At 60.5% G+C, this 19,496-nt stretch carries 25 protein-coding genes; all 25 read left to right on the forward strand.

Annotated elements, in window-relative coordinates:
• The first annotated feature begins 5 nt into the window (after nt 1–5).
• Complete coding sequence (locus AB4O01_RS26380) at nt 6–1,034, forward strand: phage late control D family protein (RefSeq protein WP_460090019.1); 1,029 nt, start codon at nt 6–8, stop codon at nt 1,032–1,034.
• A gap of 179 nt (nt 1,035–1,213) precedes the next feature.
• The gene (locus tag AB4O01_RS26385; RefSeq protein ID WP_093436499.1) at nt 1,214–1,798 is read left to right on the forward strand and encodes a phage tail terminator protein; all 585 of its coding nucleotides are present in this window, start codon (nt 1,214–1,216) and stop codon (nt 1,796–1,798) included.
• Entirely contained in the window at nt 1,795–1,974 is a 180-nt protein-coding gene (locus AB4O01_RS26390) for a DUF2635 domain-containing protein (protein WP_093436496.1), read from the forward strand. The genes AB4O01_RS26385 and AB4O01_RS26390 overlap by 4 nt, the downstream gene beginning before the upstream one ends.
• Entirely contained in the window at nt 1,974–3,470 is a 1,497-nt protein-coding gene (locus tag AB4O01_RS26395) for a phage tail sheath subtilisin-like domain-containing protein (RefSeq protein ID WP_095050429.1), read from the forward strand. Before AB4O01_RS26390 ends, AB4O01_RS26395 begins: the two co-directional genes overlap by 1 nt.
• Nucleotides 3,471–3,537: 67 nt before the next feature.
• Nucleotides 3,538–3,885, forward strand: coding sequence for a phage tail tube protein (locus AB4O01_RS26400; protein ID WP_007908779.1), 348 nt, complete (start codon nt 3,538–3,540; stop codon nt 3,883–3,885).
• Complete coding sequence (locus tag AB4O01_RS26405) at nt 3,882–4,178, forward strand: phage tail assembly protein (protein WP_007908778.1); 297 nt, start codon at nt 3,882–3,884, stop codon at nt 4,176–4,178. The genes AB4O01_RS26400 and AB4O01_RS26405 overlap by 4 nt, the downstream gene beginning before the upstream one ends.
• Nucleotides 4,179–4,308: 130 nt before the next feature.
• On the forward strand, nt 4,309–6,084 hold the full coding sequence (locus tag AB4O01_RS26410) for a phage tail tape measure protein (RefSeq protein WP_460090020.1): 1,776 nt from the start codon (nt 4,309–4,311) through the stop codon (nt 6,082–6,084).
• Entirely contained in the window at nt 6,071–7,309 is a 1,239-nt protein-coding gene (locus AB4O01_RS26415; protein ID WP_093436487.1) for a DNA circularization protein, read from the forward strand. Before AB4O01_RS26410 ends, AB4O01_RS26415 begins: the two co-directional genes overlap by 14 nt.
• A 2-nt stretch (nt 7,310–7,311) precedes the next feature.
• Entirely contained in the window at nt 7,312–8,361 is a 1,050-nt protein-coding gene (locus tag AB4O01_RS26420) for a phage baseplate assembly protein (protein WP_460090021.1), read from the forward strand.
• A gap of 135 nt (nt 8,362–8,496) precedes the next feature.
• Nucleotides 8,497–9,006, forward strand: coding sequence for a phage baseplate assembly protein V (locus tag AB4O01_RS26425; protein WP_093436481.1), 510 nt, complete (start codon nt 8,497–8,499; stop codon nt 9,004–9,006).
• Nucleotides 9,006–9,404: a phage GP46 family protein gene (locus tag AB4O01_RS26430; RefSeq protein WP_460090022.1), complete on the forward strand. Its 399-nt coding sequence runs from the start codon at nt 9,006–9,008 to the stop codon at nt 9,402–9,404. Before AB4O01_RS26425 ends, AB4O01_RS26430 begins: the two co-directional genes overlap by 1 nt.
• Nucleotides 9,394–10,440, forward strand: coding sequence for a baseplate J/gp47 family protein (locus tag AB4O01_RS26435; protein ID WP_116254550.1), 1,047 nt, complete (start codon nt 9,394–9,396; stop codon nt 10,438–10,440). The genes AB4O01_RS26430 and AB4O01_RS26435 overlap by 11 nt, the downstream gene beginning before the upstream one ends.
• A complete protein-coding gene (locus AB4O01_RS26440) occupies nt 10,428–11,027 on the forward strand; it encodes a YmfQ family protein (protein ID WP_093436472.1) in 600 nt (199 codons plus the stop codon). The genes AB4O01_RS26435 and AB4O01_RS26440 overlap by 13 nt, the downstream gene beginning before the upstream one ends.
• Before the next feature lie 13 nt (nt 11,028–11,040).
• Nucleotides 11,041–11,976, forward strand: a complete 936-nt coding sequence (locus AB4O01_RS26445; protein ID WP_460090023.1) for a P1/P2 acidic ribosomal protein — start codon at nt 11,041–11,043, stop codon at nt 11,974–11,976.
• A 2-nt stretch (nt 11,977–11,978) separates the two neighbouring features.
• Entirely contained in the window at nt 11,979–12,368 is a 390-nt protein-coding gene (locus AB4O01_RS26450; RefSeq protein WP_460090024.1) for a hypothetical protein, read from the forward strand.
• Nucleotides 12,369–12,511: 143 nt separating this feature from the next.
• Nucleotides 12,512–13,591 carry a phage tail protein gene (locus AB4O01_RS26455; RefSeq protein ID WP_460090025.1) on the forward strand — a complete coding sequence of 360 codons (1,080 nt, stop codon included), beginning with the start codon at nt 12,512–12,514 and terminating at the stop codon, nt 13,589–13,591.
• 8 nt (nt 13,592–13,599) lie between these two features.
• A complete protein-coding gene (locus tag AB4O01_RS26460) occupies nt 13,600–14,166 on the forward strand; it encodes a tail fiber assembly protein (protein WP_460090026.1) in 567 nt (188 codons plus the stop codon).
• A gap of 21 nt (nt 14,167–14,187) precedes the next feature.
• Nucleotides 14,188–15,114 carry a glycine-rich domain-containing protein gene (locus AB4O01_RS26465; protein WP_460090027.1) on the forward strand — a complete coding sequence of 309 codons (927 nt, stop codon included), beginning with the start codon at nt 14,188–14,190 and terminating at the stop codon, nt 15,112–15,114.
• On the forward strand, nt 15,114–15,581 hold the full coding sequence (locus tag AB4O01_RS26470) for a phage tail assembly chaperone (protein ID WP_460090028.1): 468 nt from the start codon (nt 15,114–15,116) through the stop codon (nt 15,579–15,581). Before AB4O01_RS26465 ends, AB4O01_RS26470 begins: the two co-directional genes overlap by 1 nt.
• Nucleotides 15,582–15,616: 35 nt before the next feature.
• The gene (locus AB4O01_RS26475; protein WP_093436451.1) at nt 15,617–16,513 is read left to right on the forward strand and encodes a gp53-like domain-containing protein; all 897 of its coding nucleotides are present in this window, start codon (nt 15,617–15,619) and stop codon (nt 16,511–16,513) included.
• A complete protein-coding gene (locus AB4O01_RS26480) occupies nt 16,514–16,960 on the forward strand; it encodes a tail fiber assembly protein (protein WP_093436448.1) in 447 nt (148 codons plus the stop codon).
• Between the two features lie 18 nt (nt 16,961–16,978).
• The gene (locus tag AB4O01_RS26485; RefSeq protein WP_460090029.1) at nt 16,979–18,139 is read left to right on the forward strand and encodes a glycine-rich domain-containing protein; all 1,161 of its coding nucleotides are present in this window, start codon (nt 16,979–16,981) and stop codon (nt 18,137–18,139) included.
• Entirely contained in the window at nt 18,139–18,393 is a 255-nt protein-coding gene (locus tag AB4O01_RS26490; RefSeq protein ID WP_460090031.1) for a hypothetical protein, read from the forward strand. The genes AB4O01_RS26485 and AB4O01_RS26490 overlap by 1 nt, the downstream gene beginning before the upstream one ends.
• A 36-nt stretch (nt 18,394–18,429) precedes the next feature.
• The gene (locus AB4O01_RS26495) at nt 18,430–18,996 is read left to right on the forward strand and encodes a glycoside hydrolase family 19 protein (protein ID WP_007908750.1); all 567 of its coding nucleotides are present in this window, start codon (nt 18,430–18,432) and stop codon (nt 18,994–18,996) included.
• Nucleotides 18,975–19,493 carry a lysis system i-spanin subunit Rz gene (locus AB4O01_RS26500; RefSeq protein ID WP_460090032.1) on the forward strand — a complete coding sequence of 173 codons (519 nt, stop codon included), beginning with the start codon at nt 18,975–18,977 and terminating at the stop codon, nt 19,491–19,493. The genes AB4O01_RS26495 and AB4O01_RS26500 overlap by 22 nt, the downstream gene beginning before the upstream one ends.
• Nucleotides 19,494–19,496 lie beyond the last annotated feature (3 nt).

Consider the following 19,496-nt stretch of genomic DNA (forward strand, 5'->3'; position numbering starts at 1 on the left):
GTTGCATGACACTGGGTTTTACCCCGGCGGTAGAAATCTACGGCTCAAACGCGGCGCTGCTCAATCAACGCCTGATCAGTTGGGAGCACATCGATGCCGCCGGGATCGAGTCTGATCAACTGACTCTGACCGTGGACCTTGAAGGCCTCGACGGGCTGCCGAACCTCGGAGGCCGAATCGGACTGAAGGTCGGCTACCGAGAAACCGAAATGGTCGACAAGGGCCAGTTCAAAGTGATACGGCTGACACCGACGCTGTTCCCGTTCCGCCTGACACTGGTGGCCACAGCTGCACCGTTCAGCAAGGATGACGAGACCGGTTTCAAGCAGCGCCGCACCGCCAGCCATGGTCCAACGACGCTCGGCGGACTGTTTCGCGAACTGGTGTCGCGGCATGGTTTCTCACCGCGAGTTGCCCCCGATGTGTCACTGATACGGATCGAGCACATCGACCAAACCAACGAAACCGACATGGGCTTTCTGACGCGGTTGGCGGCAAAGTACAACGTGGTCGCCAAACCGTACGATCAGATCTACGTGCTGGCGCGACCCGGTCAGACCAAATCACTGTCCGGCAAAGTGCTGGCGAACGTGATCCTGTCGGTGACCAGCAACAATCGGCCGGGTGATCACGCCTTTGTCAGCGCCACGCTGGAAGAGACCGCGCGGGCGCAGAATCAGGGCTGCATAACCCGCTGGCTGGATACTGCTACGGGTATTTTGCAAGAGGTCAAAACCGGGCTTTCGCCGTACAAGATCCTGCGCCAGCACCAACCCAGCGAAGCCGATGCCATCGCCGTGGGAGAAGGCGAAGTGCGCAAAATGCTCCGGCAAAAGTTCAAGGTGAAGATCACCTGCCCCGGCGATCCACGGCTGGCCGCCGAAGGCCTGGTGCTGCTCGATGACACCTGGCCGGACTTCATGCGCGGACGCTGGTCGATCGACAAGGTCACCGCCAGTGGCAATCGCGAGAACAGCTATCGCTGCCTGATCGATGCGTCGTGCCTCGACCCGAAAGCCGAAGCCAAAGACTGATTCCTCAATCTCACAGCGGTGAAGATCCCTGTGGGAGCGAGCTTGCTCGCGAATGCAATCTGACATTCAAAAGAGTCATCGACTGAAACACCGCTTTCGCGAGCAAGTCGAATCGTCGCACCGTCGCTCCCACAGGTTTTGCAGTGCGCTGCAGATCGCATTCATTCTGGAGTATCCCCATGAAGATCACCCCGATCCTCACGCAACTGCGTGGGCAATGCCCTGGCCTTGCCAATCACATTTCGGTGGGCCTCGATCTGGCCTTGCTGCAAGGCAACCCGGAACTGCCGACACCCTCGGCCCACGTGCTGCCAATCGCCGATCTGGCCAGCAACAGCACCACCCAAAACCTCACCACCCAACCGATCCGCGACCGCTTCGAAATCGTCCTGGTGCTTGACGCCACCGACGCTACAAAAGCGCTGGATCTGTTGCACGACCTGCGCGCCGAGTTGTGGCGCGCGCTGGTCGGTTTCAAACCAGATTCGACCTACAGCGCCATCGTTTACGACGGCGGCGAAATGGTCTCGATCAACAGCAGCCGCGCCTTTTACCGGCTGCGCTTTTTTGCCGAGTTCCAGCTCGGCCGCAATCTGCCGAGTCAGCCTGCGGAGAGTTGGCACGAACGCGAACTGGACGGTTTGTCGTCCTTTACCGGGGCCACCGTGCGGGTCGATGCGATCGACCCGGCCGACCCCAACCTGAAACGCCCGGGCCCCGATGGGCGCGTGGAAATGACTTTCTCTGGAGACGTAACCCCATGAGCAATCGCATCACCGTACTGCCGGCCGCTGGCCGTGTCGTACCGGACCCGGAGGCGGGCGATCTGCTGCCGGCCGAAGGCCGTGAAGTGCTGGACAGCGCCTGGTGGCGCCGACGTCTGGCCGACGGCGATATCACCCTCAAAACCGCACCAGCCAAACAAAAGGGAGCCAAATAATGGCGATCGGATTCAGCAACATCCCTGCGGACATTCGTGTACCGCTGTTCTATGCCGAAATGGACAACTCGGCCGCCAATAGCGCGAGTTCGACCCTGCGTCGTCTGATCGTCGCTCAGGTCAACGACAACATCGCGCCGACCGAGGTCGGCAAACTGGTGCTGGTGTCCAGCGTTGCGTTGGCGAAAAGCATCGGTGGCCAAGGCTCGATGCTCGCCTCGATGTACGAGACCTTCCGCAAGGCCGACCCGATCGGTGAGATCTGGTGCCTGCCGCTGCACAACACCGAAGGCGCGATCGCCAAAGGCGTGCTGACCCTGACCGGCACCGCCACTCAGGCCGGCGTGCTCAATCTGTATGTCGGCGGCGTGCGTGTGCAAGCCACCGTGGTCAACGGTGCCACCGCTGCCCAAGCGGCCACCGCCCTGGCGCAAAAAATCAACGCCACCGCCGACCTGCCGGTCAGCGCTGCCGCAGCCGAAGGTGTGGTCACCCTGAACGCCAAATGGACTGGCGACAGCGGCAACGACATCAGCCTGCAATTCAATCGCCTGGGCAAGAGCAACGGCGAAGAAACCCCGGCTGGCCTGACCACTGCAGTCACTGCCATGACCGGCGGTGCCGGTGTGCCGGATCAGGTTGAAGCCATTGCCGCGCTGGGTGACGAGCCGTTCGAATTCATCGCACTGCCATGGTCCGATCTGTCGACCCTCAACACCTGGCAAGCGGTCATGGATGACAGCACCGGTCGCTGGTCGTGGGCCAAGCAACTGTTCGGTCACGTCTACAGCGCCAAGCGCGGCACCGTCGGTACTCTGGTTGCCGCCGGCCAGGCGCGCAACGACCAGCACATGACCATTCAGGCGCTGGAACCGGGCGTTCCGCAACCGTTCTGGGTGCAAGCGGCGGCACTGGCTGCGCGCACTGCGGTGTTCATCTCTGCCGACGCCAGCCGTCCGACCCAGAGCGGCAGCCTGCCGGGCGTTGACCCGGCACCGGCGAGTGAGCGCTTCACCCTGACCGAGCGTCAGTCGCTGCTCAACTACGGCATCGCCACCGCGTACTACGAGGGCGGCTACGTGCGCATCCAGCGCTCGATCACCACCTACCAGAAAAACGCTTACGGTCAGGCCGACAACTCCTACCTGGACAGCGAAACCATGCACCAGTCGGCGTTCATCGTGCGCCGTCTGCAAAGCGTGATCACCAGCAAATACGGCCGGCACAAACTGGCTTCCGACGGCACCCGTTTCGGCGCCGGCCAGCCAATTGTCACCCCGGCGACCATTCGCGGCGAGCTGATCGCCCAGTACGCCAAGCTGGAACTCGAAGGCCACGTGGAGAACGCCGAGCTGTTTGCCGAGCACCTGATCGTCGAGCGCGACGTGCAGGACCCGAGCCGCGTGAACGTGCTGTTCCCGCCGGATTACATCAACGGTCTGCGCGTGTTCGCACTGCTCAACCAATTCCGTCTGCAGTACGACGACGCGGCTTGATCGCCGCGTTTGACCACCAGCATTCAGCCCACCGCGTGTGGGCTTTTTTATTCAAGGGAGTAACACCATGGGTCAACTGATTGCAGGCACCTGCTACGTCAAAGTCGACGGCGCACAACTGACCATCAATGGCGGCTGCGAAGCCCCGCTGATGGCGGTCAAACGCGAAACCGTCGTACCCGGCTTCTACAAGGAAACCGATATCGCGCCGTCGTTCAAAGTAACCGCGCTGCACACCGCCGACTTCCCGCTGAAGAAGCTGATTGAAGGCACCGACATTACCGTCACCTGCGAATTCAGCAACGGCAAAGTCTACGTACTGGCCGGCGCCTATCTGGTCGAAGAACCAGTCTCCAAAGGCGATGACGCCACCATCGAACTGAAATTCGAAGGCATCAAGGGGACCTGGCAATGAGCGGCGCCGTGAAGCTTCAGGTTGCGATCGAAGCTCACGGCGAGCCCCTGACCGAACTCGTCCTGCGCCGTCCGACGGTGCAGGAGGTGCGAGCGATCAAGGCGCTGCCGTACAAGATCGACAAGAGCGAAGAAGTCAGCCTCGACATGGACGTGGCGGCCAAATACATCGCCGTGTGCGCCGGTATTCCACCGTCGTCGGTCAACCAGTTGGATCTGGCTGACCTCAATGCGCTGAGCTGGGCCGTTGCGAGTTTTTTCATGAGTGCGGCGTCGGCGCCATCACCGACCTGATCGCCGTCGCCTATGACCTGGCCTGGTTCTGGAAGGTTGACCCCGAACAGATGATGGCCAGGCCACTGGATGTGCTCCGCGAATCGCTGGAGCACGCGCAACGGATCAATGCGATGCAGCAGGTGCAGTGATGGCAGACGAAGAGAAAAAAGTGAAAACGCCGGTGCTGATCACGGGCATCGATGAACTGTCGCCCAAACTCGGCGCCCTGCGAGTCAAGGTCGAGAGCTTCAAGAACAATCTCGAACAGACCGGCCTCGGTAAGCTGGACATCAGTGGCCTGTTCAAGGGCGGCAGCGTGATCACTCCGTTCGTGGACGGGATCAAATCGGCGGCGGCGTTTCAGGGCAAATTGACCGAAGTCAGCGACACGGCAAAAACCGTCGACCTGCCCGCTACGCCGAAAGCCGCTGCGCAAAACATGAACGTGTTCAGTGCATCGATGGAAAAGGTTTCGGCCGCCGTGGACGCGGCACTGGTGCCGGCGGTGGGCGCACTGGTGGTCGGGTTGGAACCGATGCTGACCCAGGTCGGCAGCCTGCTCGCCGACAACCCGAAACTGGTCGAAGGCCTGGCGGCGGGGGCGATTGCTTTCTCGGCGATGCAAACCGCCGTCACCGGCATGACCCAGGTGATGGACGTCATGAGCATGGTGCTCAAGACCAATCCGATCATGTTGATCGCGATGGGCATCGCGGTGGCGGCCGGTTTGATTTATGCCAACTGGACGCCGATCAGCGCTTTTTTCAAGGGCATGTGGGAGGGCGTGAAAAACATCGGTGTGAGTGCGATGGCAACGTTGCGCTCGATCCTCGATTGGCGACCGCTGGATGCACTGGCGGCGCTGTGGTCACCGGTCGCGGGATTTTTCTCCGGGATCTGGGACAAGGTCAAAGCGGTCACCGCGCCAGTGATCGACTTTTTCAAATCGGTGTTCTCGTGGACGCCCGCCGGCATGATCCTGGAAAACTGGGCGCCGCTGACCGGTCTGTTTTCGGCAATCTGGGACTTGCTCAAGGCCTTGAGTGTGCCGGTGATGGCGTTCCTCAAAGGTCTGTTCGACTGGACACCGTTGGGGATGATCATCAACAACTGGGGATCGATCACCGGCTTCTTCGCCTCGATCTGGACGGCGCTGCAACCGGCGGCGCAAGCCATCAAGGACTTCTTCGGCACGTTGTTCGACTATTCCCCTGTGGGCATGATCGTCAACAACTGGGGCAGTATCGTGGCCTTCTTCGAACCGGTCTGGGCCGCATTGCAAGCGTCGGCGCAGCAGATCAAAAGCTTCTTCCAGAGTCTGTTCGAATGGTCGCCGCTGGAACAGATCGCCATGTACTGGCAACCGATCAGCGAAGTGTTTTCGGCGCTGTGGGGCGTGGTGCAGGCGTTGGCCGCACCGGTACTCGAGTTTTTGCACAACATGTTCGAATGGACGCCGTTGGGGCAGATCATCAAAAACTGGGGGCCGATCACCGAGTGGTTCGGCGAGTTGTGGCAAAAACTGCAAACCGTGATTGCGCCGATCAAAGAGCTGTTCGACGGCGGCTTTGCCGGACTGATCGCCAAGGTCACCGGCAAGGTTGAAACGTTCACCGAAGCGCAACGCCAGACCAATGCCGAAGGCAAAGGGGAACTGGCACCCGCGTTCTTCGGAGCAACACCGCAAGCCACGGGTAACGGTGCACTGCAAAGTGGTTCGTTGCCACAGAGTTCTGGCGCACTGATTCAACAAAGCGCAATCAACAACCGCACGCAACTCGAAGGCGGCCTGACCGTGCGCTTCGAAAATGCGCCGGCAGGCCTGCGTACCGATCAACCGCAAACCAATCAACCAGGGCTGGCGCTGTCGTCGCGCATCGGCTATCGCTCGCTGTCGGCAGGAGGTTCCAATGAACTGGCGTGACCGTTTGTTGCCGGCATCCTTTCGTGGTGTCGGGTTCTGGATCGATCAGGCGAAAACCCCGGTCGGTCGCAAAGGTCAGTTGCACGAATACCCGCAACGCGACCTGCCGTATTTCGAGGATCTGGGCCAGCAGGCCAAGACTCACGACATCACGGCATTCATCATCGGCGCCGATTGCCTGGAGCAGCGCGACAAGCTGCTCAAGGCATTGGAAGCGGGCAATGGTGAGCTGGTGCACCCGTGGCTCGGGCGCCTGCAAGTCAAGGTCGGTGAGTGCGACATGACCCATACCCGCCAGGACGGCGGGCTGGTGACGTTCAGTCTGAAGTTCTACCCCGATCGGCCGTTGCCGTTTCCGACTGCCACCGTCAGTACGCAAAAAGTCCTGTTGGCCAAGGCTGATACGTTGCTGGGGTCAGCAGTGTCGCGTTTCGAAGAGGTCATTGTCCGGATTCAAGCGGCACGGATTGGCATTAACAATCTGCGAAACAGCCTGACCGGGGTGTTCGATGTGATTAAGGAACAGCTGAAACCACTGATCGCGCAATACAAGGAAATCACTGAACTGGTCAGAGCCGTCAAGGAGTTGCCCAAGGAAGTGGCGGCGGAGTTCAAGGGGTTGCTCGGCGATATCAAGGAGCTCAAGGCGTTCGCGAAGGAGGGCTACCGTGGCGTGATTGCCGACGTGTCCCAACAACTCGAAGCGATCCGCAAGGCTGATGCGCCGAAGATCACCACGGGCAAGGACACCAATGCGGCGGCGCAAGCCATGGCCGATCTGGTGCAGGACACTCTGATTGTCAAAGTGGCGCAATGGGTTGCCTCAATGCCGGTGGCGGCGAAACCGGTGAAGTTGCTGTCGACCCCTTCCTTGGATCAGCAGTCGAAGCAGCCGATTTCTCGACAGGAAGTACCGGCTACCGACGATTTGCAGGCGCTTCAAAAGGACTTGGTCGAGGCGCTCCAAATGGCCAAAAACAAAGCCGGTCCAGCGCACTATCAGGCTATCAGCGACGTGCAGGATGCTCTGGTGGCGCACCTCAAAGCCGTAGCGTCATCGGGGGTGCGTCTGGTCACCAAGTCGTTTCAGGAAAGTTTGCCGGCACTGGTAGTGGCTTACAAACAATTCAGTGATGCGACACGGGTGACCGAAGTGGTCCAGCGTAACGGAGCGACCAACCCGTTGTATCTGCCACCCAACGACGTGAAAGTCTCTCGGGAGTAGTCATGGACGTAATGGACAACCATGTCACGCTGACCGTCAACAACATGGAATACGGCGGCTGGAAAAGCGTGGAAATCACCGCTGATCTGGAGCGCCAGTTCCGCACCTTCAAACTCGACATCACCTGGCAGTGGCCAGGGCAGACGGTGGATCAGCGGATCAAACCGGGTGACCCCTGCGAAGTGAAAATCGGCCAGGACCTGGTGCTCACCGGCTATGTGTTCAAGACCCCGATCCGCTATGACGGACGCCAGATCAGCCTGAGCATCGAGGGCAGTTCCAAGACTCAGGATCTGGTCGATTGCGCTGCCAGGAACACGCCGAACCAGTGGCAGGAACAACCGCTGCTGAGCATTGTTCAGGCGCTGGCGATGGAGTACGGGCTGATGGTGGTCAATGAAATCCCCGAGACCGCGCGGCTGACCAAACACACGATTGTGCCGGGAGAAACGGTGTTTCAGTCGATCGACCGTTTGCTCTCGCTGCTGCGGGTGTTTTCCACCGATGACGAGCAGGGTCGGCTGGTGCTGGCCAAGCCGGGCAGCGGTGGGCGGGCCAGTGATGCGCTGGAGCTGGGCAAGAATATTTTGTCCGCCAGCGCGTCGATGGATCAGAGCCAGGTGTTTTCCGAATACCGGGTGATCGGCCAGCAGAAAGGTTCGGACAAGAAGAGCGGGGCGGCAGTCAGCGAGGTTGAATCCAGCGCGACCGATCTGAGCTTCAAACGTCGACGCACCACGATCATCAACGAGGGCACCGCGCTGACGTTCGAACTGGCCCAGCAGCGCGCCCTGTGGGAGAGCGCCACCCGTATGGGCCGGGCGCAGACCACCACCTATCAGGTGCAGGGCTGGCGCCAGTCCAACGGCGATCTGTGGCGCCATAACACGCTGGTCAAGGTCACGGATCCGGTGCTTGGATTTGATGGCGACATGCTGATTTCCAAAGTCACGTATTCGCTGTCGGCGCAAGGCTCGGTGACCACGCTGCAAGTGGCGCCGCCGCATACCTTCGATGCCAATCCGACACCCCCTAAGAAAACTTCAGCCTGACACCCGACCCTGTGGGAGCGAGCTTGCTCGCGAAGGCGTCAGATCAGACACCGCTCTGGTGCTTGTCAGGACGCTTTCGCGAGCAAGCTCGCTCCCACAGGGATCAGCGTCAACCTCACCACTTGAGGACAATTCATGAGCCTACTGACACGCCTGCTGGCGCGCGGCACTGTCGTGCTCGCCAATTCGGCATCCAAGCTGCAATCGCTGCAAATGCGCCTCACCGCCGGCGAAGTGAACGACGACATGGAGCATTTCGAACCCTACGGCTTCACCAGTAACCCGCTGGCCGGCGCCGAAGGTGTCGTCACTTTTCTCGGCGGCGACCGCTCCCACGCCATCGCGCTGGTCATCGCCGACCGCCGTTATCGCCTGCAATCGCTGGCGTCGGGCGAAGTGGCGATCTACACCGACGAAGGCGACAAAATTCACTTCAAGCGCGGGCGGATCATCGACATCGAAACCGCCACGCTGAACATCCGCGCCAGCAGCGCGGTGAACTTCGATACGCCGGTGATCAACCAGACCGGCAAGATCGTTTCCACCGGCGATCAGTTGGCCGGCGGCATCAGCCAGATCAAACACGTGCACGTCGGCGTACAGGCCGGCAGCGGCCAGACCGGCGCGCCGGCAGGAGGCAAGTGATGCTGATCAGCCCAAACCTCCACGCCGCGCTGACCCGCGCCGTACTCATCAGCCTGTTCACCTGGCGTCGCGCCGCCGATGACGACGCCCTCGACGACGAAGAACGTTTTGGCTGGTGGGGCGATACCTTTCCCACCGTCGCCGACGATCGCATCGGCTCGCGGCTGTGGCTGTTGCGCCGGATCAAGCTGACCCGACAAACGCAGATGGACGCCGAGTTCTACGCCCGCGAAGCCTTGCAATGGCTGATCGACGACGGCCACTGCAGCGCCATCGACATTATCAGCGAACGCCTCGACGCCCAGCGCCTGAACCTGCGCACGGTCCTGACCCTGGCCGACGGCGAACGTCTGGACATCAACCCCGATAACAGTTGGCAGGTGATCTATGCCGTTTGAAACCCCTTCGCTGCCGGTGCTGATCAAGCGCACCCAAAGCGACCTGGCCGGCGATTCGCTGCGCCAGTCCGATGCGCAAGTGCTGGCCCGTACCCTCGGTGGCGCGGCTTATGGTCTGTACGGTTATCTCGACTGGATTGCCGAGCAGATCCTGCCCGACAAGGCCGATGAGTCGACCCTGGAGCGCATCGCCGCACTTCGTTTGAACCAACCGCGCAAACCCGCGCAAGTCGCCACCGGCAGCGTCAGTTTTACCGCCACGGCCGGTGCCGTGCTGGATGTCGACACGTTGTTGCAAGCGAGCGATGGCCGCACCTACAAAGTCACCACCGCACGCACCACCGTCAATGGCAGCAACACCACTACCATCGCGGCGTTGGATGCCGGCAGCCTCGGTAATGCCGACGCCGGTCTGGCGCTGACACCGGTGCAACCGATTGCCGGCGTGGTCGGCACCAGTTTTGTGGTGTTGACACCGGGTCTCAGCGGCGGCGTGGCGCGGGAAAGTCTGGAGTCGCTGCGCTCGCGGGTGATTCGTTCCTACCGCGTGATTCCCCACGGTGGCTCGGCCAGTGACTACGAGACGTGGGCGCTGGAAGTGCCGGGCGTAACGCGCGCCTGGTGTCGTGGCGGCCTGCTCGGGCCAGGCACAGTGACGGTGTTCATCATGCGTGATGAAGACCCGCAACCGGTGCCCAACGATGAGCAATTGGCGGAGGTTCAGGACTACATCGAACCGCTGCGTCCGGTGACTGCGGAAGTGCACGTGCAGCGGCCGATTCAGGTGCCGGTGGTGTATCGCTTCAAGAGCGTCAACCCGGACACCACCGCCGTGCGTGCCGCCGTTGAAGCGCAATTGCGCGACCTGCACAACCGTGAGGCCGATCTGGGTGTGCCGTTGCTGATCAGCCATATCCGCGAAGCCATTAGCAGCGCTGGTGGTGAGTACGATCACACGCTGACCGCGCCGGCCGCTGACGTGCCTGCCGGGCAAAGCGAACTGCTCACCTTCGGAGGTTGCGTATGGGGGGCATAAGAACCGCCGCGCAATATCAGGCGCAGCTGCGCGCCTTGCTGCCCAGTGGCCCGGCGTGGGACCCGGAACGGGTGCCGGAACTGGAAGAAGTGCTGCAGGGCGTCGCCGTCGAACTGGCACGCCTCGACGCCCGCGCCGCCGACCTGCTCAACGAGATGGACCCGGCCGGCGTCAGCGAACTGGTGCCGGACTGGGAACGGGTGATGAACCTGCCCGACCCGTGCCTGGGCGCCACGCCACTGTTCGACGACCGCCGCCTCGCCGTCCGCCGTCGCTTGCTCGCGGTGGGCAGCCAGGCTGTCGGTTACTACATCGACATCGCCAAAAGCCAGGGCTACCCCAACGCCACCATCACCGAACTCGAAGCCCCACGCATGGGCCGCTCGCGTTTCGGCTCGGCGCACTGGGGCACGTGGGAGGCGCAGTTCATGTGGACGCTCAACACCGGCGGCCGCTTGCTGCTCGGCCGGCGTTTCGGCGCGAGCTATTGGGGCGAGCGCTTCGGCGTTAATCCGGGTTCGGCGCTGGAATGCCTCATCCACCGCAGTGCGCCGGCGCATACCAAGGTGCATATCAATTATGACTAGGGAGGAATGAGCCATGGATTATCCGAAGAGTGTGCCCAGCTCGGGTCTGGTGGATGGCCGGTTCGTCGATGAGAATCCGTTGACCGGCACGCCGGGATCGCTGATTCCGGCGACTTGGGGCAATGCGGTAACCGAGGAGTTGCTGACCGTGATTCGTGCGGCGGGACTGGTGCCCTCCGAGAGTGAGTCGAATCAATTGCTCAGGGCGCTCAAGAGCGTGCTATCGCAGGAAGCCTTGCCCTTCGCCGCGTTGGCATTTCCGACAGTGGCCACGGCGGATGGGCGCATTGCAGTGACCGCTGCCAGCGGCTCGGCGGGTGGCACCGTGTCGGTGCCGGGCGGTGTCCTGGTCAGTCTCTGCGAGGAAGTGACCCTTGGCACTGCGGCCCGCTCGCGTGCGTTGTTGACGCCAGTGTGGGTATCGCCTGCGCTTGACATCAACAGTACCTATTTTCTGCGAATGCAGGTGCGTGACGGGGCGCTGGTTTGCTACACGCAAAAAGGTGCGGATACCGATGCGATCCCGGCGTCGATGAAGGGTGGAACCGGTGTCAGTGGCGGTGGCTTCGATTCCACCTGCATCGACATGTTGATGGCCAGAATAGTGACTACGGCTGCCGGGACCTTGCCTACGCTGACGCTGTTGGCGAACAAGGCTCGCCTTGAGGCTGTTGGTGTCTGGTCTGGTGCCAATGGCAATTACTCGGTGACGTTGAATTGGGCGCGTAAACCCCGTGCCTACCTGGCCGGCATTTTTGACTTCGATGACAACGTCAAAACCGATTACGGCGTGATCAGTGAGGACACGGGCGTCAATTTCGTCGGAACACAGTTCATGCCGGCGGGAGGTTTTACTGATCGCTATATGGGCCGGGTGGCCATTGCTGCGTGGGCACAGAACCTGAGTGCCGCCGGCCGCATGAACGCCCGTGTCCGATGGGAGGTTTGACAATGAAAGCGATGATCGAAAATGGCGTGGTTACCGGTCTTGTGGCGGGTGATATCGATTGCGGTATTGCGGTGCCGGCAGGCACACCTGTTTGCGCCGGTTGGGTCTACAAGGACGACACCTTCAGTGCACCGGCCGATGATTCTGCGCCGCTAGAGGCTACCTCTAGTGTGGAGCGTCTGTGGCGTACGACAGCGCTGACCCAATCGGACTGGCTGGTGACCCGCCATCGCGACGAATTGGATGCCGGAGTTCAGACAAGTCTGAGCAGCAAGCAGTTTGCGAAGTTGCTGGCCCATCGTCAGGCCCTGCGCGATTGGCCCGGCGCCAACGATGCCGCTGACGCCGAATCGCGTCCGCAAGCACCCAAGTGGTTGGCGCGGATGTCCTGACGGCTGCTTGCAAACTTCTTCGCGCATTACCCAAGCCCACTTCAACGTGGGCTTTTTATTTTCAGAAAACAGACCGCGAACAGGTAGACGGAGAACGTTTTGCCGACGCCGGTCATTTGTCATTTCAAAGGAACGAACAACCTATGGATTATCCAAAAAGCGTCCCCAGCGTCGGACTGGTCGATGGCCGCTTCGTCGATGAAAACCCGGTGGCGGGTACGCCGGGGTCTTTGATTCCGGCGGTGTGGGGCAACAGTGTCACTGAAGAAATTTTGAGTGTGGTTACAGGGGGTGGGTTGGTGGCCTCAGAGGCGGATACTAGCCAATTATTCAAGGCGATTCAGTCGATCGTCAGCAACGCCAGCCCAATGCGTTCTGTGATTACTCGGGTTGGAGCGTCCAGGTCATTGACCACCGATGAGTTGGGCTTGGTTCTGATCGATGCCGGGGCCAGCGCACTGACCGTCAGTCTGCCTCCAGCCAATACCAGCTTGGGGGTGCGTGATGTCATTGTGCGGCGCGTCGATAACAGCGGTAACCGCTTGATCGTGAGAAGTGCAAGCGGTGATGCGATCAAGTTTCACACCCACCTAAATGCTTCCGGGTATCCGTTTCTCGTATTGATGGGAGCCGGTGACTGGTGGCATTTGCGCAGTGATACAGCGGGCAATTGGTGGCCAGTCGGTCGTCTGGATGGCTCTTCACTTGGGCACATAGCCTTTGAGACCACATTGGCTGTACTGCCCGGTGGCTATGCCGCGCTGAGTGGTTCCTTAATGAACCGCGCGGAATGGCCATGGCTTTGGGACCACGCGCAGCAGTCGGGGATGTTGCGTTCTGAAACCGATCGCGGCGGTGCGTGGACACCAGGAGACGGCGCCACGACTTTCCGCTTGCCAGAAGCCCGTGGTGAGTTTCTGCGCGTACTGGCCGAGGGCGGTCTGGTCGATACCGGTCGGGCGCCGGGGTCTTGGCAAAAAGGCTCTTTGGTTCAGGGCGACAATGGCATTGGCGACAATATTCTGTTCGCGACACACATCGGTACCCAGAAGACCCAGTTGGGTTTCGATATGGGTAACTACGCCGATTACGCGGGCGCTACCGTCAAATACATCACACCTTCAGAGCTGGTTTCTCCAATCTCGGATGCTGATTTGCTGAACCATGGAGGTATTACGCGCCCCCGCAACATCGCCTATCCCGGGCGCATCAAACTTATCTGAGGTACGTCATGTTCAATTATCTATTTGATGGCTCGGGCGCTCTGTCCGGCCCCGTCGAGTTTCCCGTTACGCCCGGAATCGGGATTCAGCTTCCCGCCAACGCCATCGAACTGATGTACGAGTTGCCCGAGTCGGAAGCCGGTCGCAGTTGGGCGCTCATCAACGGCGTACCCCGTGAAGTGATTGACCGCCGCGGTGTGGTTTATCGCAAGGACGGCGGCGCTCAACAAATCTGGACCGAACTGGGGGATTTGCCTGACAGCCTGACTGCACAGCGTTGGCCTGGCGAGTTCCATGTCTGGCGGGACAACGCTTGGGTGCTGGATGAGCAGACTCGCCTGGCGAGCGTCAGACAACAAAGCCGCGACTTGCGTGATGTCTTATTGCGCGACGCCGTCCTGCGCATCGCCCCGCTGCAATACGCCGAAGACATCGGCGATGCCAGCCATGACGAACAACTGCTGCTGATCGAATGGAAGCTCTACAGCGTAGAGCTGAACCGTATCGAAAAACAGATCGGTTTCCCCGACGAGATCACCTGGCCGGTCGCTCCCGGCGCAGCCGTAGCCAACTGATTCAGCGCAGGGAACAGTGCAATGGATTATCCAAAAAGTATTCCCGGAGTCGGGCTGGTCAACGGCGGCTTCGTCGATGAAAACCCGGTGGCGGGTACGCCGGGATCGTTGATCCCGGCCGAGTGGGGCAACAGCGTCACACAGGAAATTCTCAATGCGATCAAGGCGGCGGGGCTGACTCCCGATGAGACGAAAACCGATCAGTTGGCGACCGCGATCGGTGCTCTGGTCGACTTCACCAAACTGAGAAACACCCCGACGACCTTGAGTGGCTACGGCATCATCGACGCGGTCGGGCGGCTGCTGGCGGTCCGGCAGATCGAGACGGTCGGGATCACGGTTTACAAGCCCAACCCGAGGGCCAAACGGATTCGTGTACGGCTGGTCGGGGCGGGTGGATCGGGTGGTGGTTGTGCGCCTGTTGCCGCCAGTAATTTACGTATTGGCGGAGGAGGTGGTTCGGGTGCCTATGCGGAGAGTCTGTATGACGTGACTCCACAAATGCTTGCCGGCGTGCCTGTTTCGTTGGGTGCGGGTGGTGCGGTCGGCCCCACGATGGGGCTGGGCGGCGGCGGGGCCTCCTTCGGCTCATTCATGAGCGTGGCAGGCGGGGGCGGTGCACAGATCCTGAACATTGATACCTCAACTTCTGCCTCCGGGTATGTTCAAGGTGGCCTCGGTGGCCAAGACGCGGTGGGTGGCAATCTCGCCAATGCACGTGGCATCACCGGTGGCTACGCAATGTTCAACGCTAACTGGGGAATGCTCTCCGGAGGTGGAGCCGCGAGTCCGTTCGACGGAGGCGGTCCATACAAGGGCGTACACAATCCGGGAGTAACAGGCATCCGTGGCTCGGGAGGCAGCGGTTCATGCTCATCACATCTGACAAATTCCTTCGTGGGCGGTGCCGGCGGCAACGCCTTTTGTGAAATCTGGGAGTACGAATAATGGCCCGTTATGCACGAGTGGAAAATGGTGTCGCCGTGGAGCTGATCGATACCGGTGACTATGCGATCGCCCAACTGTTTGCCCCCGCTTTCGTCGAGACGATGGTGCAGGTGCCGGAGGGCATGCACGTTGATATCGGCGCGCCCCTCAGTGAACTGCGCCATGAGCTCGCGCCGTTACCGGTCATGGGCAATCCTGTCGTCATTCCTGAAACTGTCGTCGAGGAGCAAGAGCCTTTGACGGCAGCGCGAACGTGGCGTCATTCCAGTCTGTCGGCCACTGAATGGTGGGTGACGCGGCATCGCGACGAACAGGCGCTGGGGCGTGGGACGACGCTCAAGGCCGCGCAGTATCTGGAGTTGCTGGAGTACCGCCAGGCGCTGCGTGACTGGCCTGAGGCTAAAGGTTTCCCGACGGCGGTTTCTCGCCCGACAGCACCGCAATGGTGGGGCGCCAATGCGGATTGACTGGTCTCAGGCATTTTTAAACAAGGAGTTGAATCATGGATTATCCAAAGAGTGTTCCTAGCGCCGGGTTGGTAGATGGCAAGTTTGTCGATGAAGATTTACTGACGGGCAAGCCAGGGTCGTTGATTCCGGCCAGTTGGGGTAATGGTGTTACGCAAGAGTTGTTGACGGTCATCCAGAGCGCAGGGCTGACACCGACGGAGGCCGCCAATAATCAACTGCTCAGTGCGCTGCGCAGCAACAACCTGTTCGTCACGGCGCCGCAATTCAATCAAGGCAAAGCGGTTGCCACTACCGAGTTCGTCGCCCGCGCGGGTCTGCAGTTTTCCGGCTTCGTTTCTTACCCGACCAGCACTGTCCTGACCGTAGCCCACGTGGGGGGCGTGGCGAGTTTCGCCAGCGCAACGCCGATCACGGCAACGTTGCCCTCCATCAATGGCATTGCCCATGCCAGCACGCTACACGTGATCAATGCGGGCAACGGTGTTCTGACCATCAACCCCGCAGCAAACGAGCAAATTGAAACCTGCAACGGCACGTTCGGGTCGCTGAAACTCGGACTCGGCGACTCCGCATGCCTGATCAAACTGGCGAGCCAATGGCGGCTGTACGGAGGGTCGATCAGCGATCGTTATGCCACGGCCCATTCGGGCGTCTATGGCAACGTCGGTTACCAACGGTTTGCCAGCGGCAACATTGAGCAATGGGGTGTCGGCACAACTGATGCGAAGGGCGAAGTCGACGTTATTTTCCCAATCTCTTTTCCTACAGCCTTTTCTTCTCTGGTGGCCACTCATGCCGGCGGTGACGGGGCGATGGTCATCCTGATTGCGGGTTCTGGAAAGCAACAAGGCTGCAAGCTCAAGGTTCGTGATTACAGCGGCAGCGTCGCTGCGGGTTGGGGCATCAATTATTACGCAAAGGGCTATTGAATGAATCCGTTCAACGTTTTGTTCAGCGCCAGCACCCGGGGCGTTTATGTACCGGGTATCAACTCAACTGACATTCCCGACGATGTCATCGAGATTCCTCAGACTTACTGGATCTCGCTGCTGCAGCAATTGGCCGTTGCGGCAAAAGTGATCGGCGTGCGTGCGGATAACGGCTATCCGATTCTGGTCGATCCTGCGCCTCCTTCGGCCGATGAAGCGGCTGACGCCGAGCGCCGTTGGCGCACTGCGCAACTGGCCGCCACCGACGGGTTGGTGGCGCGTGATCGCGATGAGTTGGAAGACGGCGGCGGCACGACGCTGACCACAGAGCAATATGCCCAATTGCAGACGTATCGCCGTGAATTGCGCGACTGGCCGCAGGGTTCCTTTTTTCCGTTCGGCGAGCATCGGCCGGTAGCGCCGAAGTGGTTGGCTGCTGCGCTGTAAGTCATCAGGGAAGTTGAAATGGATTATCCAAAAAGCGCTCCCAGCGTCGGGCTGGTGAACGGCAAGTTCGTCAATGAAGATGTTGTCGCGGGATTGCCCGGATCGTTGATCCCGGCGACCTGGGGCAACAGCGTTACCGATGAATTGTTGAACGTCGTCAAATCTGCGGGTCTTGAACCAAACGAAACCGATGCGACGCAGCTATTGCAGGCGCTGAAAAAAATCAGTCAGGCCGGTGAAGGCAAGCATGCGACCGATATCGGCGCCGCCAATCTGTACATGGCCAACTACGTGCCGGTCATCACTACGTTGAAGGACGGTCTGGCGCTGCGCTTTACCGCTGGTAATGCCAACACTGGAGCCAGCACGTTCGCACCGAATGGCTTGCTGCCCAAGCCGTTATTGAGCCTTGGACAGAGTGCATTGCGGCCAGCGGAGATTGTCGGCAGCAGTGTGTGTTCGGTGGTGTACAGCGCGGCGCTGGACAGTTGGGTGCTGGTGTATGCGAGCGGTGGTAATGCTGCGAGCGGCCGGTTGTTGGGGGTAAAGACGTTTACCGTATCCGGCACCTATGAGCCGATAGCCGGGACGAAGCACGTTCTGGTCAAGGTTGTGGGCGGTGGTGGTGGAAGTGCGGGAGTCGGGGCGACCACAACTTCCCAATATGCAACCGTGGGTGGCGGCGCCTCCGGTAGTTATGCTGAAGCGTGGTTACCTTCCGAGGCGCTTGGTTCTCGTCAGGCTGTCACTGTGGGGGCTGGGGGAAGCGCGGGACAGGCCGCGGCGAATGCCGGGGGAGGAGGCACCAGCTCTTTCGGCTCGCTGGTTTCGGCTGCCGGTGGTGGAGGGTCGCCGTGGATTGGCTTTGTTGCGAACCAGGGGATGGGACTTTATACCGGAGGCTATCCCGGCCAGTCGGCCAGTGGAGGCAACATCGTCAACAACGCGGGAAACGCGGGCGCTCCCGAGATCTCTGTCAACGGCTCGACCCTTGCTGGGCACGGTGGCAGCTCGCCGTTGGGTGGAGGCGGTTTTGGCAACAGCGCAGCAGGCTCTCTGGCCGCACCAGGCTCCGGTTTCGGTTCCGGTGCGGGAGGAATTGCCAACGCACCCAGTCAACCTGGCAGACCTGGTGGCGCAGGTGCTTCAGGCGCCGTGATCATCTACGAGTACGCCTGATGAAAACCTACGCACGCATCGTCAACTGCACTGTGGTCGAACTGTTCTCCACCGAAGGCAATATGGCCGAGATGTTTCACCCGGATCTGCTTTGGGTCGACATCACTGAAATCACTCCAGCACCGCAAATCGACTGGACCGCCAACTTCGGCACCCTCGGTTGGGTGTTTGCATTACCCGAAGAACATACGCGGGACGGCACCCTGAAAACTCTGGCAAAAAAATGGCTGACAGGCATTAACCGTCAACCGTGATTCAATCGGGGCAATATCCAGGGAGGATCAAGCATTATGCAAATAACTGAAAGCAACCTTATCGACATCATGCCCAACGCCCGCTCCCAAGCGGGCGTTTTTGTTTCTGCACTCAACAGTGCCATGGCTCGCCGTCATATCGACTCGCCCAAACGCGTCGCGGCGTTCCTTGCGCAAGTCGGTCACGAGTCCGGGCAATTGCGCTATGTGCGCGAACTGGGCAACAACCAATACCTGAGCAAATACGACACCGGTACGTTGGCCTTGCGTCTGGGCAACACACCAGAGGCTGACGGCGACGGGCAAAAATACCGCGGACGCGGGTTGATCCAGATTACTGGCCGTTCGAATTACCGCCAGTGCAGCGTTGGCCTGTTCGGCGATGAACGTCTGTTGTCCCTGCCCGAACTGCTCGAACAGCCACAATGGGCCGCCGAGTCTGCGGCATGGTTCTGGGAACAGAACGGCTTGAACGAACTGGCTGATCGCGATCAGTTCAACACCATTACCCGTCGCATCAACGGCGGGTTGAACGGCCTGCAGGATCGTCTGGAAATCTGGGCGCGGGCGAGGGCGGTGCTATGCCAATCCCCTGGCGAATGATCGGCATCTTATTGCTGACCGCTGGTGCTTTTGCTGCGGCCTGGCAGTTTCAGGACTGGCGCTACGGCCGACAGTTGGCCGAGCAGGCCCGGTTAAACGCCGAAACCCTTAATCAACTGACGCAGACCGCCGCCACCGCGCAACAGGCCGAGCAGGATAAACGCCTGGCGCTGGAGCAGCGGCTCGCGACCAGCGAACAAACCCATTATCGAGCGCTGAGCGATGCCCAACGTGATCAGGATCGCCTGCGCGATCGTCTTGCCACTGCTGATGTGCGCCTGTCAGTCCTTCTCGACGCCAGCGACATCGCCCCAGGCTGCAACGTGCCAGCCACCGCCGGCGCCGGCCGCGTGGATCATGCAACCGTACGCGCCCGACTTGACCCGGCGCATGCTCAACGAATTATCGCCATCACCGACACCGGCGACCGTGGACTGATCGCCTTGCAGGCGTGTCAGGCGTATATCAGAGCGCTGGCGCCCGAACATTTTGAATGAGTC

This window comes from Pseudomonas sp. S2_E02 (genome assembly GCF_054668355.1).

Bases quoted from the DNA above. Each gene is read 5' to 3' on its own strand.
- AB4O01_RS26430 (WP_460090022.1), top strand. From the start codon at position 9,006: ATGCTGATCAGCCCAAACCTCCACGCCGCGCTGACCCGCGCCGTACTC.
- AB4O01_RS26455 (WP_460090025.1), top strand. From the start codon at position 12,512: ATGGATTATCCAAAAAGCGTCCCCAGCGTCGGACTGGTCGATGGCCGC.
- AB4O01_RS26390 (WP_093436496.1), top strand. From the start codon at position 1,795: ATGAGCAATCGCATCACCGTACTGCCGGCCGCTGGCCGTGTCGTACCG.
- AB4O01_RS26410 (WP_460090020.1), top strand. From the start codon at position 4,309: ATGGCAGACGAAGAGAAAAAAGTGAAAACGCCGGTGCTGATCACGGGC.
- AB4O01_RS26445 (WP_460090023.1), top strand. From the start codon at position 11,041: ATGGATTATCCGAAGAGTGTGCCCAGCTCGGGTCTGGTGGATGGCCGG.
- AB4O01_RS26475 (WP_093436451.1), top strand. From the start codon at position 15,617: ATGGATTATCCAAAGAGTGTTCCTAGCGCCGGGTTGGTAGATGGCAAG.
- AB4O01_RS26470 (WP_460090028.1), top strand. From the start codon at position 15,114: ATGGCCCGTTATGCACGAGTGGAAAATGGTGTCGCCGTGGAGCTGATC.
- AB4O01_RS26420 (WP_460090021.1), top strand. From the start codon at position 7,312: ATGGACGTAATGGACAACCATGTCACGCTGACCGTCAACAACATGGAA.
- AB4O01_RS26415 (WP_093436487.1), top strand. From the start codon at position 6,071: ATGAACTGGCGTGACCGTTTGTTGCCGGCATCCTTTCGTGGTGTCGGG.
- AB4O01_RS26465 (WP_460090027.1), top strand. From the start codon at position 14,188: ATGGATTATCCAAAAAGTATTCCCGGAGTCGGGCTGGTCAACGGCGGC.
- AB4O01_RS26395 (WP_095050429.1), top strand. From the start codon at position 1,974: ATGGCGATCGGATTCAGCAACATCCCTGCGGACATTCGTGTACCGCTG.
- AB4O01_RS26400 (WP_007908779.1), top strand. From the start codon at position 3,538: ATGGGTCAACTGATTGCAGGCACCTGCTACGTCAAAGTCGACGGCGCA.
- AB4O01_RS26450 (WP_460090024.1), top strand. From the start codon at position 11,979: ATGAAAGCGATGATCGAAAATGGCGTGGTTACCGGTCTTGTGGCGGGT.
- AB4O01_RS26460 (WP_460090026.1), top strand. From the start codon at position 13,600: ATGTTCAATTATCTATTTGATGGCTCGGGCGCTCTGTCCGGCCCCGTC.
- AB4O01_RS26425 (WP_093436481.1), top strand. From the start codon at position 8,497: ATGAGCCTACTGACACGCCTGCTGGCGCGCGGCACTGTCGTGCTCGCC.
- AB4O01_RS26490 (WP_460090031.1), top strand. From the start codon at position 18,139: ATGAAAACCTACGCACGCATCGTCAACTGCACTGTGGTCGAACTGTTC.
- AB4O01_RS26435 (WP_116254550.1), top strand. From the start codon at position 9,394: ATGCCGTTTGAAACCCCTTCGCTGCCGGTGCTGATCAAGCGCACCCAA.
- AB4O01_RS26380 (WP_460090019.1), top strand. From the start codon at position 6: ATGACACTGGGTTTTACCCCGGCGGTAGAAATCTACGGCTCAAACGCG.
- AB4O01_RS26495 (WP_007908750.1), top strand. From the start codon at position 18,430: ATGCAAATAACTGAAAGCAACCTTATCGACATCATGCCCAACGCCCGC.
- AB4O01_RS26440 (WP_093436472.1), top strand. From the start codon at position 10,428: ATGGGGGGCATAAGAACCGCCGCGCAATATCAGGCGCAGCTGCGCGCC.
- AB4O01_RS26500 (WP_460090032.1), top strand. From the start codon at position 18,975: ATGCCAATCCCCTGGCGAATGATCGGCATCTTATTGCTGACCGCTGGT.
- AB4O01_RS26385 (WP_093436499.1), top strand. From the start codon at position 1,214: ATGAAGATCACCCCGATCCTCACGCAACTGCGTGGGCAATGCCCTGGC.
- AB4O01_RS26485 (WP_460090029.1), top strand. From the start codon at position 16,979: ATGGATTATCCAAAAAGCGCTCCCAGCGTCGGGCTGGTGAACGGCAAG.
- AB4O01_RS26480 (WP_093436448.1), top strand. From the start codon at position 16,514: ATGAATCCGTTCAACGTTTTGTTCAGCGCCAGCACCCGGGGCGTTTAT.
- AB4O01_RS26405 (WP_007908778.1), top strand. From the start codon at position 3,882: ATGAGCGGCGCCGTGAAGCTTCAGGTTGCGATCGAAGCTCACGGCGAG.